General features: G+C 64.9%; 13 protein-coding genes. 3 read left to right on the top strand and 10 right to left on the bottom strand.

Features of this window, described 5'->3' with window-relative positions; translation table 11 throughout:
- The first annotated feature begins 74 nt into the window (after window positions 1-74).
- Complete coding sequence (locus LB515_RS10415) at window positions 75-1,502, top strand: gamma-aminobutyraldehyde dehydrogenase (RefSeq protein ID WP_224707640.1); 1,428 nt, start codon at window positions 75-77, stop codon at window positions 1,500-1,502.
- Window positions 1,503-1,684: 182 nt separating this feature from the next.
- Here LB515_RS10415 and LB515_RS10420 read toward each other — a convergent pair whose 3' ends face one another.
- From LB515_RS10420 to LB515_RS10465, 10 genes are all read right to left on the bottom strand, one after another.
- Window positions 1,685-1,999, bottom strand: a complete 315-nt coding sequence (locus LB515_RS10420; protein WP_224631302.1) for a hypothetical protein — start codon at window positions 1,997-1,999, stop codon at window positions 1,685-1,687.
- 42 nt (window positions 2,000-2,041) lie between these two features.
- The gene (locus LB515_RS10425) at window positions 2,042-2,404 is read right to left on the bottom strand and encodes a nuclear transport factor 2 family protein (protein ID WP_027166011.1); all 363 of its coding nucleotides are present in this window, start codon (window positions 2,402-2,404) and stop codon (window positions 2,042-2,044) included.
- 85 nt (window positions 2,405-2,489) lie between these two features.
- Window positions 2,490-2,963 (bottom strand): carboxymuconolactone decarboxylase family protein, encoded by a 474-nt coding sequence (locus LB515_RS10430; protein WP_224707641.1) that lies wholly within the window; start codon window positions 2,961-2,963, stop codon window positions 2,490-2,492.
- Between the two features lie 109 nt (window positions 2,964-3,072).
- Window positions 3,073-4,626 carry an alpha/beta fold hydrolase gene (locus LB515_RS10435; RefSeq protein WP_224707642.1) on the bottom strand — a complete coding sequence of 518 codons (1,554 nt, stop codon included), beginning with the start codon at window positions 4,624-4,626 and terminating at the stop codon, window positions 3,073-3,075.
- A 113-nt stretch (window positions 4,627-4,739) separates the two neighbouring features.
- Window positions 4,740-5,051, bottom strand: coding sequence for a formate dehydrogenase subunit delta (locus LB515_RS10440; protein WP_224707643.1), 312 nt, complete (start codon window positions 5,049-5,051; stop codon window positions 4,740-4,742).
- Window positions 5,041-5,871 (bottom strand): formate dehydrogenase accessory sulfurtransferase FdhD, encoded by an 831-nt coding sequence (gene fdhD, locus LB515_RS10445; RefSeq protein ID WP_224707644.1) that lies wholly within the window; start codon window positions 5,869-5,871, stop codon window positions 5,041-5,043. Before fdhD ends, LB515_RS10440 begins: the two co-directional genes overlap by 11 nt.
- A 3-nt stretch (window positions 5,872-5,874) precedes the next feature.
- Entirely contained in the window at window positions 5,875-8,787 is a 2,913-nt protein-coding gene (gene fdhF / locus LB515_RS10450) for a formate dehydrogenase subunit alpha (protein WP_224707645.1), read from the bottom strand.
- 10 nt (window positions 8,788-8,797) lie between these two features.
- Window positions 8,798-10,354: a formate dehydrogenase beta subunit gene (locus LB515_RS10455; RefSeq protein ID WP_224707646.1), complete on the bottom strand. Its 1,557-nt coding sequence runs from the start codon at window positions 10,352-10,354 to the stop codon at window positions 8,798-8,800.
- Entirely contained in the window at window positions 10,351-10,830 is a 480-nt protein-coding gene (locus LB515_RS10460; RefSeq protein WP_224707647.1) for a formate dehydrogenase subunit gamma, read from the bottom strand. Before LB515_RS10460 ends, LB515_RS10455 begins: the two co-directional genes overlap by 4 nt.
- A 193-nt stretch (window positions 10,831-11,023) precedes the next feature.
- Window positions 11,024-11,923, bottom strand: coding sequence for a LysR family transcriptional regulator (locus LB515_RS10465; RefSeq protein WP_095766056.1), 900 nt, complete (start codon window positions 11,921-11,923; stop codon window positions 11,024-11,026).
- Window positions 11,924-12,081: 158 nt separating this feature from the next.
- Here LB515_RS10465 and LB515_RS10470 point away from each other — a divergent pair, with 158 nt between their 5' ends.
- Entirely contained in the window at window positions 12,082-12,723 is a 642-nt protein-coding gene (locus LB515_RS10470) for a DUF47 domain-containing protein (RefSeq protein ID WP_095766211.1), read from the top strand.
- 3 nt (window positions 12,724-12,726) lie between these two features.
- Window positions 12,727-13,731 (top strand): inorganic phosphate transporter, encoded by a 1,005-nt coding sequence (locus LB515_RS10475; RefSeq protein WP_224707648.1) that lies wholly within the window; start codon window positions 12,727-12,729, stop codon window positions 13,729-13,731.
- Window positions 13,732-13,741 lie beyond the last annotated feature (10 nt).

Genomic DNA, 13,741 nt, shown 5'->3' on the forward strand with positions numbered 1-13,741 from the left:
ATTCTAATCACTACTCACTAATCACTACTCACTACTGACCATTCACCATTCACTTCCTTTCAAGGAGGAACCCAATGAACACCCAAATGCTGATCGGCTCGAAATTCGAGAAGGGCACCGAGGCCGAGGAGCCGATCCTCAATCCGAAAACCGGGGCGACCATCCTCAACCTGCCGGAGGCGAGCCCCGCGCAGATCGAGGCTGCCGTTAGTGCCGCCGAACGAGCGTTCGTCAGTTGGTCGCGCACCACGCCGGCGCAGCGCTCCGGCTACATGCTCAAGATTGCCGACCGCATCGAGGCCGAAGCGAAGGAGTTCGCAGCGCTCGAGGCGCTGAACTGCGGCAAGCCGATCAATGCCGTGCTCAATGACGAGATTCCGGCGATCGTCGACTGCTATCGCTTCTTCGCCGGCGCGATACGCTCGATGCCCGGCCAGGTCGCGGGCGAATACCTGCCTGGCCACACCTCGATGGTGCGGCGCGATCCGATCGGCATCGTCGCCTCCATCGCGCCCTGGAATTATCCGCTGATGATGATGGCCTGGAAGCTGGCCCCGGCGATCGGCGGCGGCAACACGGTGGTCTTCAAGCCGTCGGAGCAGACACCGCTGACGGCGCTGAAACTCGCGAGGATCCTTTCCGAGATCCTGCCCGAGGGCGTCGTCAATGTGGTGCTCGGCCGCGGCGACAGCGTCGGCAACACGCTGATCAACCACCCCAAGGTCAACATGATCTCGATCACCGGCGATGTCGCCACCGGCAAGAAGGTGCTGCAGGCAGCCGCCAAGTCGGTCAAGCGCACGCATCTGGAGCTCGGCGGCAAGGCGCCGGTCATTGTCTTCGACGATGCCGACCTCGGCGCCGTTGTCAACGGTCTGCGCGCCTTCGGCTACTACAATGCCGGCCAGGACTGCACGGCCGCCTGCCGCATCTATGCCGGCAAGAAGATCTACGACAAGCTCGTCGCCGACCTCTCCTCCGCGGTCTCGACCATCAAGTACAACCAGCCGGACGATACGGACAATGAGATCGGACCGCTGATCTCGCGTCGCCAGCGCGACCGTGTGTCGAGCTTCGTCGAGCGCGCTTCGGAACTGAAGCACATCGAGATCACCACCGGCGGCAAGCCGGGTGAAGGCTCCGGCTGCTATTATCAGCCGACGGTCGTCGCCGGCGCGCTACAGGAGGACGAGATCGTGCGCCGCGAGGTGTTCGGTCCGGTCGTTTCGGTCACCCGCTTCGCGGATGTCGATGAGGCAGTGAGCTGGGCGAACGACAGCGACTACGGCCTTGCCTCGTCGGTATGGACCAAGGACATCTCGCGCGCCATGGCGACCGCCGCCCGCCTGCAATATGGCTGCACCTGGATCAACACCCACTTCATGCTGACCAACGAGATGCCGCATGGCGGCCTAAAGCAGTCCGGCTACGGCAAGGACATGTCGCTCTACGCACTGGAGGATTACACCGCCGTGCGGCATGTGATGGTGGCGCACGGGTAGGCTCCTTTTACCTCTCCCCTTGTGGGAGAGGTCGGATTGCCCCGATTTGCTCTTCGCAAATCGGATGGCAATCCGGTGAGGGGTAGCTTGGCGCCAAGCTGGAGCACCCCTCATCCGTCTCGGCGCGGCGCGCCGAGCCACCTTCTCCCACAAGGGGAGAAGGCCGGGCGGTGCTCAGGCCACTACTCCACGATCCGGAAGATCGTCCATTTGCTGGTGCCCGACACCACATAGGGCTCCAGCTCCTTGCCCCATTTGGCATGCGCATCGATCTTGGCGATCTTGGCGAAGAACTCCTCCAACTGGGCCAGGCTATCGACCTGGTGGTGCGCCTCGATCGTCGCTTCGCGCGCGCCCACGGAACCGGTCATGAGCTGGAACTTCATGTCGGCGAGCCCGACCTGCGACCCGATCTCACGCTCCCATTTGCGCATCAGCTCGAGCGCGGTCTGCTTGTGACCGAACTTGGCGTCGATCTGCCATCTGGCACTGAACATTTTGGTTCTCCTCCCTGATTTGCGGTTGAGCCCGCGGTTGATCTATTCGTCCCAAGCCTGCACGACGGTCTGGCGTGCGATACGGCCGTTCTTCAATTCCAGCATCGCCGCGCAGAACACCTTCGTGCCGTCCGGATAGGCGCAGGCCTGGGTGAAGGCGAGGCTGTCGCCCTCGGCGATCGTGGTGTCGACCTTGTGGGTCATCGCCCGGCTGCAGATGTCGTCCCAGAAGGTGCTGATCGCCGCCCGGCCGCGGATCTCGCGCGGCTTGCTCGGCGGATTGTTGCGGTCGATCACCCGCACCAGCGCGTCGTCATTGTAAAAGCTCGACAGGAGCTTGCCGTCACGGCCTTCGATCGCCTTCTTGATCGCCGCGCCGTCCACTGTCTGTGTCTTGGTCAGCATGTCATCCTCCATGTGCCCGTCTTCTCGATCGGGCTGTTGACGAGGGAAGGACTGCCCGGCGATCATCGTCGGGCAGGGATTTCGTTCACTGCGACTTGGCCTTGACGGCCGCGAACACGTCGTCTGTCTGTTTCTTGAAGGTCGCCAGGTCGACCTGGCTGCCATTGAGCATCGTCGACCAGTGGCGCACGATCGCCGCCATGGCCACCGCCTCCTTGATCTCCTCGTCGCTCGCGCCGTTGAGCTTGGCGGCCTCGGTGTGGAAATAGATGCAGTACTGGCAGGGGATCTGCGCGGCGACCGCAAGGCCCATCAGCTCCTTGGTCTTGCCGTTGAGCGCGGTCTTGGGATTAAGCTGCACGCCCTTGATCTCGGCCCAGGCGCCGGCGACCGCGACGTCCGGCAAGGTCTTGAACATGTCGGGCACCGAGCCGAGGGTGGCCTGGATGTCCTTGTAGGCGGCGCTGGCCGAAGCGTCTTCGGCATGCGCCGGGGCCATCGCCAGCAATGCGCCCGCGGCGAATGCCAGCAATTCGATCTTGCGATTGAGTTTCAGCATTTCATCCTCCATTTCGCAGCGCCCTTTCGGCGACATCGCCCGGCCTGCATGGGGAGAATTGGTATCGCTTGTGGCAGCCCCGGCGCTTCCCTCGAAAGCGCCATGGCTCTCATGGCCCGTCCGGGCCAGTGTGCCTCGCCGAAAATGCCGCCGCCGCCGCCCGCGACGGCAGATCGAGCTTCAATAGAATGTTGGCGACGTGCCGCTTGACCGTGTGCTCGCTGAGGCTGAGCTCGGCGGCGATCGCCGCATTGCTCTTGCCATCGGCGATCAGGTTCACCACCTCGCTCTCGCGCGCCGTCAGCGCGGGCGGCTCGGCCGGCCTGGCCCTGGGCCGGCAGGCGGGCTCCAGATGCTGCTCCGACGTCGCCAGAACCGCCGGCATGGGCTCGTCCAGCTCGTCGAGGCTGACGCGGCCGGCATCGACGAAATGCAGGCCGGACCCTGTTGCGAGATCGGCGACCAGCCGCGAGGCGAGGATGTCGCCGCGTCCGGCATGCGTGGCGAGCTGCATCGTCACCCGCGCCGTCAGCCCGACCGGCTGGCCGCGTATTTCGATCTCGCCGACATGCACGCCTTGCGCGCTTGCCACGCCGATCTGCTGCGCCGCCTCGCGCAATGCCGCGGCGCAGCGCACGGCGCGCGCCGGCCCATCGAAGCGCGACATCATCAATTCGCCATGCGTGCCGGCCGTGCGGCCGCCATGGCGGCCGACCAGAAGCCGCCAGGTTTCCTGGAAGCGCTGGCTGCGCTCGCTCCACATGCGATCGCCGAGCCTGGCCGTGTCGTAGATGCGCGTCACCAGCAGCGCCGCCAGCACGCGCTCGGTATCGGCCACCGCGGGCTCGCCGGTGAGGCATTCCTCGATCAGGTCGGCAACGCGATCGACATCGCCGGTCCAGATCGGATGATCGCGCCCGGCTATCTCGACCAGCCGGGCATGCGGGATCTTCTTCGCCAAGAAACGGCTGGCGTCAGGATCGACACGGACGTCGTTGCGGCGATGGATGATCAGCGTCGGCGCGCTGATCATCGCCAGGATGCCGCGCACGTCGATGTCGGCGTTCATGCGGGCAAGCGCCGCCGCGGCGGTCGGGCTCGCCGACAGCCGCTCGAACCGGGCCCACCACTGGGCGAAATGCGCATCGTCGACCCGGCCAGGCGCGAAATTGGGCAAGGTGGCGCCGGTGCCCCACGACGTCTCCGCCGTCTCGATGAAGGCCTCCAGCCGCTCCGGCGGCATCACCCATTTGTGGAAATGCGCATAGCCGCCATAAAGCACCAGCGCGCGCGTCCGCTCCGGATAGGTGGCGGCGAACAGCATCGCCATAGGCGCGCCTTCCGAGGCGCCGAGGATCGCCGCCCGACCGCTGCCGGCCGCGTCCATCACCGCGCGCACGTCGTTCATGCGGGCCTCTAAGCTGGGCAGATGACGGGCATCGACACGGTCGGAGAGCCCGGTGCCGCGCTTGTCGAACAGGATGAGCCGCGAGAAAGCCGAAAGCCGTTTCAACAGGCGGCTGTAGCCTTCGTCTTCCCAGTGCAGGTCGAGATTGGAGATGAAGCCCGGCACGAACACAAGATCGAGCGCGCCTTGGCCGACCACCTGATAGGCGATCCGCACGTCCCCGCTGCGGGCATATCGCGTCTCGATCGGCCTCACGAGTTCTTCCGCCCGGCCCGACGATTTTCCGATCGTCAAACATAGCAGAGCCGCGCAGCTAGCGGCAGCTTAAATTTTAGCAGAAAGAAATGTAAGGCAGCCCGGTTGCTACGCTATTTTTGCGAAGCGGCGATATCGGCCGGGAACGCCGTAAGCCCAAGCTTCATGTCGGCCTCCGCGGGGCTGATCGGCCGCTTGATCTTGGCCGAGGCAGCGACCACGAGCTCGTCGAAATTCTCGGTGCCGGCGTCGAGCATCTCGAAGAACTGGCGCCGCATCCGCGGCTCCCAGAACTTGTTGATGTGCTCGGCAACGCCGGCAATGCCTTCCTCGCGCGGTTTCGAATGGAAGAAGGTGGCGATCTGGTTGGCCATGCGCACCAGCTTCTCCCTGGTGCTGGTGATGTGGTCTTCGTCATGCGACATGCTTGGCAACTCCGGAAGCCACTCGTTCGGGGTGGGTGAAAATATCGAAATCGTCGCCGCGAACCAGCGCCACCAGCGTCATGCCGGCGGCGTCGGCCGTGCGGATGGCGAGCGCGGTCGGCGCCGAAACCGCCATGATGATCGCGGCGCCGATGGCGGCCGTCTTCTGCACCATCTCCACCGAGACGCGCGACGTCACCACGACGGCGCCGCTCGCACCGTCGATGCCGGCCCTGGCCAGCGCGCCGGCCAGCTTGTCCAGCGCGTTGTGACGGCCGACATCCTCGCGCGCCATGACGATGCCCTTGCCTGGAACGTAGAAGCCGGCGGCATGCACTGCGCCGGTCTCTTTGTGCAGCGGCTGCTGCTTCGACAGCAGGCGGACGGCGCTTGTTATATCGTCAGATTGAAGCGTAAGTCGCGATGCACCAACGGCGTCGACCGAGCGCATCGCCTCCTCGATGGATTCGATGCCGCACAGCCCGCAGCCGACCGGCCCGGCCAGCCTGCGCCGCCGCGCCTGGAAGCGCGTGTTGGCCTTGTCCTTGAGCCGTATCTGGATGTCGATGCCGGCGCCGAGATCCTCGACCTCGATCGCCTCGATCTCTGCCGGGCCGGCAATGATGCCTTCGGTCAGCGAGAAGCCGAGCGCGAAATCCTCGAAATCGGCGGGGCTCGCCATCATTACCGCATGGGTGGTGCCGGCGAAGGAGAACGCCACCGGCGTCTCTTCAGGCACCATGCGGTTCGCGGCCGCGGTGCCGCCGGCGCGATGCGCCAGCCGCGAAATTTGAGTCGTGGCTTTGCGCCGCGCGGTCAAGAACTACTCCGCCGCCTGCAGCGGGGCGATGCGCCGGCTCTGCTTGGCCTGCTCGTTATAGTCCTTCTGCCAGTCGGTCGGGCCGTTGGATGGCGCCACCTGCACGGCGGTGACCTTGTATTCCGGACAGTTGGTCGCCCAGTCCGAGAAGTCGGTCGTGATGACGTTGGCCTGCGTGTCGGGGTGGTGGAAGGTCGTGTAGACGACACCGGGCGAGACGCGGTCGGTGATCAGCGCGCGCAGCGTCGTTTCGCCCGAACGGCTTGCCAGGCGCACCCAATCGCCTTCATGCACGCCGCGGACTTCGGCGTCGTGCGGATGGATCTCCAGCCGGTCCTCGGCATGCCATGCCACGTTTTCGGTGCGCCTTGTCTGCGCGCCGACATTGTATTGCGAAAGGATACGGCCGGTGGTGAGCAGCAGCGGATAGCGCGGACCGGTCCGCTCGTCCGTCGCCACATATTCGGTGCGGATGAACTTGCCCTTGCCGCGCACGAAGCCGTCGACATGCATGATCGGCGTGCCGAGCGGCGCCTTCTCGTTGCACGGCCACTGCACCGAGCCGACGCGGTCGAGCAGCTCGAACGAGACGCCGGCGAAGCTCGGCGTCGTCTGGGCGATCTCGTCCATGATCTGCGAGGGATGGGTATAGTTCCAGTCGAGCCCGATGGCGCGGGCAAGCTCCTGCGTCGCTTCCCAGTCGGCATAGCGCGCCTTCGGTTCAATGACCTTGCGCACCATGTTGATGCGGCGCTCGGCATTGGTGAAGGTGCCGTCCTTCTCGAGGAAGGTCGAACCCGGCAAGAAGACGTGCGCGTAGTTCGCCGTCTCGTTGAGGAAGAGGTCGTGCACGACCACGCATTCCATCGCGGCGAGGCCGCCGGCGACATGCTTGGTGTCGGGATCGGACTGCAGGATGTCCTCGCCCTGAATGTAGATGCCCTTGAACGAGCCGTCGACGGCGGCGTCCAGCATGTTGGGGATGCGCAGGCCCGGCTCATCGTCCAGCTTCACGCCCCACAGGCTCTCATAGATGTCGCGCACCGCTTCGCCCGAGATGTGGCGGTAGCCCGGCAATTCATGCGGGAACGAGCCCATGTCGCAGGAGCCCTGCACGTTGTTCTGGCCGCGCAGCGGGTTCACGCCGACGCCCGGACGGCCGATATTGCCCGTGGCCATGGCGAGGTTGGCGATGGCGATCACCGTGGTCGAGCCCTGGCTGTGCTCCGTCACGCCGAGGCCGTAGTAGATCGCGCCATTGCCGCCCTTGGCATACATGCGCGCGGCACCCCGGATCAGTTCCGGATCGACGCCCGAGAGCTTGCCGACGGTTTCGGGACTGTTTTCCGGCAGGGCGACGAAGGATGCCCAGTCCTGGAACTCGGCCCAGTCGCAGCGCTCGCGGATGAACGCCTCGTCGAACAGGCCTTCGGTGACGATGACATGTGCCAGCGCCGTCAGCACCGCCACGTTGGTGCCAGGTTTCAAGGGCAGGTGGTAGTCGGCTTCGATATGCGCCGACTTGACCATTTCGGTGCGGCGCGGATCGAGCACGATCAGCTTGGCGCCCTGGCGCAGCCGCTTCTTCAGCCGCGAGGCGAAGACGGGATGGGCGGAAGCCGGATTGGCGCCGATGATGACGGCGACATCGGTGAACTCGACCGAATCGAAATCCTGCGTGCCGGCCGATGTGCCGTAGGTCTGGCCGAGCCCGTAGCCGGTCGGCGAGTGGCAGACGCGCGCGCAGGTGTCGACGTTGTTGTTGCGGAAGCCCTGCCGCACCAGCTTCTGGACGAGATAGGTCTCCTCATTCGTGCAGCGCGAGGACGTGATGCCGCCGATTGCCGTGCGTCCATACTGATACTGGATGCGGCGGAATTCCTTCGCCGTATGGGCGATCGCCTCTTCCCAGGTCACTTCGCGCCACGGATCGGAAATCTTCTCGCGGACCATCGGCGACAGGATGCGGTCCTTGTGCGTGGCATAGCCATAGGCGAAACGGCCCTTGACGCAGCTATGGCCGTGGTTCGCCTTGCCGTCCTTGTAGGGCATCATGCGGATGACCTCGTCATCCTTGACCTCGGCCTTGAACGAGCAGCCGACGCCGCAATAGGCGCAGGTGGTGACGGCCGAGCGCTCCGGCATGCCCTTCTCGAGCACGGTCTTCTCGCGCAGCGCGTCGGTCGGGCAGGCCTGCACGCAGGCGCCGCAGGACACGCATTCGGAAGCGATGAAGTCCTCATGCATGCCGGCGACCATGCGCGATTCGAAGCCGCGGCCCTCGATGGTCAGCGCGAAGGTGCCCTGCACCTCCTCGCAGGCGCGCACGCAGCGCGAGCAGACGATGCACTGTGCCGGATCATAGGTGAAATAGGGATTGGATTCGTCGCGGGCGATGTAGTCGACCGCCAGCGAGCCGTGGCCGGGCGCGACGCCGCCTTCTTGCTTGACGTGGTTGCGGCCCTCGACGCCGTAGCGGTTCTCGGTGAGGCCGACCGACTTCGCCACCGCGTCGAACTCGCTGGCGCCGGTTCCGGCCTTTTCGTTCCAGCCCATCGGGTGGTCGGAGACATAGAGTTCCATGACGCCGCGGCGGATGGCGTCGAGCCGGTCGGACTGCGTGCGCACCACCATGCCTTCGCCGACTGGCGTCGTGCAGGAAGCCGGCGTGCCGCCGCGCCCTTCGATCTCGACCAGGCAGACGCGGCAGGAACCGAAAGAGTCCAGCATGTCGGTGGCGCAGAGCTTCGGGATCTCGACGCCGCCTTCCATGGCCGCGCGCATGATCGAGGTGCCTTCCGGCACGGTGATGCTTTGCCCGTCGACTGTCAGGGTCACCTGCTTCGTCGCTTTCGACTCCGGCGTGCCGTAGTCGATCTCTTCGATGAGTGTCGGGAAGTCGGCCTTGATGTTCATCTGCCAGCTCCTATTCAGCCGCCACGCGCGCCGGCGCGGGCTTGAAATCCTCGGGGAAATGCGTGATCGAGCTCATCACCGGGTAGGGCGTGAAGCCGCCCAGCGCGCAAAGCGATCCGAACTTCATCGTGTTGCAGAGATCGGTGACAAGCGCGAGGTTCTTCTCCGCCTCGATGCCGGCGGCGACCTTATCCAGAACCTCCACGCCGCGCGTCGAGCCGATGCGGCAGGGCGTGCACTTGCCGCAGCTTTCGATGGCGCAGAACTCCATGGCGAAGCGCGCCTGCTTCAGCATGTCGGCGGTGTCGTCGAACACGGTGACGCCGGCATGGCCGATCAGCCCGTCGCGCTTGGCGAATTCCTCGTAGTCGAACGGCGTGTCGAACAAAGCCCGCGGGAAATAGGCGCCGAGCGGACCGCCGACCTGCACCGCCTTCACCGGACGCCCAGTGGACGTGCCGCCGCCGATGTCGTCGACGATCTCGCCCAGCGTCAGACCGAAAGCCGTCTCGAACAGGCCGCCATGCTTGACGTTGCCGGCTATCTGGATCGGGATCGTGCCGCGCGAGCGGCCCATGCCGAAATCCTTGTAGTAGGCAGCGCCCTTGTCCATGATGACAGGCACCGAGGCCAGGCTGATCACGTTGTTGATCACCGTCGGCTTGCCGAACAAGCCTTGGATCGCGGGCAGCGGCGGCTTGGCGCGCACCACGCCGCGCTTGCCCTCGAGGCTGTTGAGCAACGAGGTTTCCTCGCCGCAGACATAGGCGCCGGCGCCGACGCGGATTTCCATGTCGAAGGCGTTGGGCGAGCCCAGCACGTTGACGCCCAGCACGCCTGCCTTGCGGGCGATAGCGACGGCCTTGTTCATCGTCGCCACCGCATGCGGATATTCCGAGCGGATATAGACGAAGCCCTTGGTCGCGCCTGTGGCGATGCCGGCGATCGCCATGCCTTCGATCAGCACGAAGGGATCGCCTTCCATGATCATGCGGTCGGCGAAAGTGGCGCTGTCGCCTTCGTCAGCGTTGCAGACGATGTATTTTTGCGCGCCCGCCGTATCCAGCACCGTCTTCCACTTGATGCCGGTCGGGAAGCCGGCGCCGCCGCGGCCGCGCAGGCCGGATTCGGTCACCTGTTTCACGATGTCCGCGGGCGCCATCGCCACTGCATTCTGCAGGCCGTTCAGGCCGCCATGCGATTTGTAGCTGTCGAGTGACAGCGGATCGATGATGCCGCAGCGCGCGAAGGTCAGCCGCGTCTGTTTGGCGAAGAAGGGGATCTTGTCGGGGGAGCCCAGCCAGCGCTTGTGATGGCCGCCCTTGAGGAAGCCGCTGTCGAACAGGCTCTTGACGTCGGACGGCTTGACCGGCCCGTAGGCGACGCGGCCCTCAGCCGTGGCCACCTCGACCATCGGCTCCAGGAAATAGGCGCCGCGCGAGCCGTTGCGCACGATCTTGGCTTCGACGCCGCGCTCCTTGAGCTCCTTCTCGATCGCTTTGGCGACCTTTTCTGCGCCGAGCGCCAGCGCGCCGGAATCTGCCGGGACATAGATGCGCGGGATCATGAACGTACCTCCGCGACGATCTCTTCAATCTTCTCGTCATCGAGCCGACCGATGACTTCGCCGTCGAGCATCGCCGACGGCGAGCAGGCGCAAAGCCCGAGGCAATAGACCGGCTCCAGTGTAACCGATCCGTCGCGCGTGGTCTCGTGGAAATCGATGCCCAGCAACCGCTTGATCTTGGCCGCGACGGCGTCCGAACCCATCGACTGGCAGGCTTCGGCCTGGCAGAGCTTCAGCACGTGCCGCCCGGCAGGCTTGGCGCGGAAATCGTGATAGAAGCTGACCACGCCGTGCACCTCGGCCCGCGATAGGTTCAGCCCATCGGCGATCACCGGCAGCGCGTCTTTCGGAACATGCCCGAACTCTTCCTGTATGCTGTGCAGGATCGGCAGCAACGGGCCTTCGAGGCCCTTCATCTCGTCAATGATCGCCGCCGTGCGCGACGCGATCTCGGTACTTGCGGCCTGCATGCTCACGCAGCGCCCTCCCTAGTCGTGGCGGCCAATGTATGTCACCCCGGAATATAGAGCGGTTTCGGGGCAACGACATGCATGGGGCGCAATATCGCTAAGTCCTTAGGAAATCAGAGGAAACCTCCGAAATCAATAAAGCGCTTTCGTCGCTTGATAGAAATTTTCTATCAAGATCCGGCGGCTCGCATTGTCTAACCTAGCGGTGGGCGCGGAAATCGTCCGCCAGCGCCATCGCCTCTCCCAGAAGCGCCTGCACCAGCGGCGTGTGCGGCTCGCGCGGCGCCGCCACCAGCCCGACCGTGTGGCTGGCGTCCGGCTCGACGATCGGGATCGCCCGGATGGGCTCGGAAAAGCCGAACGTTTCCGCAAGGTTGAGCGGCATGATCGATGACCATTTGCCTGTGCGGATATGCGAGAACAGCACGATCATCGAATTCGATTCCAGCGTCGGCCGCACCTGCACGCCGGCTTCCGCCAGATGCTGGTCGATGATGCGCCGGTTCTGCATATCCGGCGTCAGCAGACAGAGCGGCAGCTGGCTGATCTCGGCCCACGACACTTTGTCGCGGTCGGAATAGGGGTTCCCGACCGCCGTGATCAGCTGATAGCGCTCGTCATAGAGCGGCACGCTGGTCACGCGCCCGAGCGGCTCGTTGTCGAGATAGGTGATGCCGGCATCGACATCGAAATTGCCGAGCAGCGACAGCACTTCGATGGATGTGCGCGACAGCACCGAGAAGGTGACGCCCGGATGCTTTTCGCGGAATGGCGTCGTCAGCCGCGCCACCATGGCGAGCGCCGTCGGGATCGCGGCGATGCGGATGCGCCCGGACAGGCCGTGGCGCGCCGCCCGCATCTCCTCGCGCATCGTGCGGGAGTCGCCGACGATGCGGCGCGCCCAGCCCAGCACCTGCGTGCCCTCCGGCGTCAGGCCCTGGAAGCGCGAGCCGCGCAGCACCAGCATGACGCCGAGCTGTTCCTCGAGCTGCTTGATGCCGGCCGATAAGGTCGGTTGGGTGACACCGCACACTTCTGCGGCCCGGCCGAAATGCTCCTCCTTGGCGAGAGCGATGAAGAATTCCAGTTTGTCGATCATGCCGTCCGATCCGCCGCGGTTTGCCCAAGGTCGGGGAAATCGCCCTGCTTCGCAAGACGCATGCGCAATCGGCCTCGTCCACATTTTTGAGCCGGCTATCTGTTTTCCCGCGCCGCGCGTGGCGTTATGTGGGATAGGTGGAAGCAGGGAGGGACGACATGCTGGGTTGGTTTCGCAAGCTGTTGCCGCGCGAGGATCGCTTCTTCGACCTGTTCGAGCGGCATTCGCGCACCGTGGTCGGCGGCGCCGAAGCCCTTGAGCAGCTTCTCCAGGGCAAGGACATCGACCGCTGGTGCCAAAAAATCATCGATCTCGAAAACGAGGCTGACGGCATCACCGCCGAGGTCCTGCTTGCCGTCAGGCGCTCCTTCATCACGCCCTTCGACCGCGGCGACATCAAGGATCTGATCCAGTCGATGGATGACGCCATCGACATGATGCACAAGACCGTCAAGACGGTGAAACTGTTCGAAGTGAGGGAATTCGATCCGCTGATGCGAGAAATGGGCGGCGTCATCGTCCAGGCCGCCCGGTTGGTCGCCGAGGCGATCCCGCTGCTCGGCAAGGTCGGCGCCAACGCAGCGCGTCTCAACGCCATCGCCGAGGAGGTCATGCGCGTCGAGGGCCGCGCCGACGATCTGCACGAGCATGGCCTGAAGGATCTGTTCAAGCGTCACGGCCGCAGCGACGCCATGGCCTATCTGATCGGTTCGGAGATTTATGGCCAGCTGGAGAAGGTGGTCGACCGTTTCGAGGATGTCGCCAACGAGATCAGCGGCATCGTCATCGAGAACGTTTAGGCGATGGACGCCACGATCGCCTTTCCCCTGCTGGTCGGCCTCGTTGCCGTGGCGCTGTTCTTCGATTTCCTCAACGGCCTGCACGATGCCGCCAACTCGATCGCGACCATCGTCTCCACCCGGGTGCTCAGGCCGCATTACGCGGTGCTGTGGGCGGCTTTCTTCAATTTTATCGCCTTCCTGTTCTTCGGCCTGCATGTCGCTGAGACGGTGGGAAAAGGCATCATCGACGCCAGCATCGTCACGCCGGCGGTGATTTTTGCCGCACTCGTCGGCGCCATCGTCTGGAATATCGTCACCTGGGTCGCCGGCATTCCGTCGAGCAGCTCGCACGCGCTGATCGGTGGGCTGGTCGGCGCCGGCGTCGCCAAGGCAGGCCTGGGCGCCATCGTCTGGTCGGGGCTCGGCAAGACGGTCGCGGCCATCGTGCTCTCGCCTGCGACGGGATTCGTGCTGGCGCTCGTCCTGGTACTCATCGTCTCATGGCTGTTCGTGCGCCAGACGCCATTCGCGGTCGACAACAGCTTTCGCGTGCTGCAGTTCTTTTCCGCCTCGCTCTATTCGCTGGGACATGGCGGCAACGACGCGCAGAAGACCATGGGAATCATCGCCGTGCTGCTCTTTTCGCAGGGCGCGCTCGGCCCGACTTTCCATGTGCCGCTGTGGGTGGTGCTCACCTGCCAGTCGGCGCTGGCGCTGGGCACGCTGCTCGGCGGCTGGCGCATCGTCCACACCATGGGATCGAAGATCACGCGGCTGAACCCGATGCAGGGTTTTTGCGCCGAGACCGGCGGCGCCATTACGCTCTTCGCCGCCACCTGGCTCGGTGTCCCGGTTTCGACGACGCATACCATCACAGGCGCCATCATCGGCGTGGGTGCCGCGCGCCGCGTCTCCGCCGTGCGCTGGGGCATCGCCGGCAACATCGTCGTCGCATGGGTGATCACCTTGCCGGCGACGGCGGCGATTTCGGCGTTTACCTATCTCGCCACAAGGCTGGCCGGATGACGGGTTCCGG

It is taken from the genome of Mesorhizobium sp. CA15 (assembly GCF_020165215.1).
Classification (GTDB): domain Bacteria; phylum Pseudomonadota; class Alphaproteobacteria; order Rhizobiales; family Rhizobiaceae; genus Mesorhizobium.